The sequence below is a fragment of the Thioalkalicoccus limnaeus genome (assembly GCF_041197575.1).
Taxonomy (GTDB): domain Bacteria; phylum Pseudomonadota; class Gammaproteobacteria; order Chromatiales; family Chromatiaceae; genus Thioalkalicoccus; species Thioalkalicoccus limnaeus.
On sequence record NZ_JBDKXB010000089.1, the window covers coordinates 1 to 464 of the forward strand.

Genomic DNA, 464 nt, shown 5'->3' on the forward strand with positions numbered 1-464 from the left:
GATGCTGACCGAACAGCTCGAGACCTGGACCGAACAATGGCGACATGATGGCCTGGAGCAGGGCCTGGAGCAGGGGCGTAAGGAAACCCGCCATCTACTCGTTCGGTTGGTGCGCCGCCGTTTCGGGCCGGCGGTGGCGGCCCAGGCCGAGCCGCTGCTGGCGGCGATCGTCGACCCCGAGGCGCTCGAGGCGCTGGGCGAGGAACTGCTGATTCACCCCGATGGCGAACGCTGGCTCGAAGCCCTACGCCAAGCCCAGCCGGCTCCGGGGCACTCAACGCACCAGCCTGGTATGCCGGACGCGGCTGACCGGCCATGATCGCCGGCGAGGCGGTCGACATCTACGGCAACGGACGGATCGTCGAGATGTGGCGCTGGCGGGTAACGGGCAGGTTGGCCTGGTCCATTGGGAAGTGCAGGGTCGGAACGAAGCGGATTTCGCGCAGCGGATGTTCGTCTACAAC

The 464-nt window shown here is 67.2% G+C and carries 1 protein-coding gene; it reads left to right on the forward strand.

The window, feature by feature from the left end:
- Window positions 1-319: RpnC/YadD family protein (locus ABC977_RS18235; RefSeq protein WP_369668691.1), on the forward strand; the 319-nt coding region annotated here is incomplete at its 5' end.
- Between the last annotated feature and the right edge of the window lie 145 nt (window positions 320-464).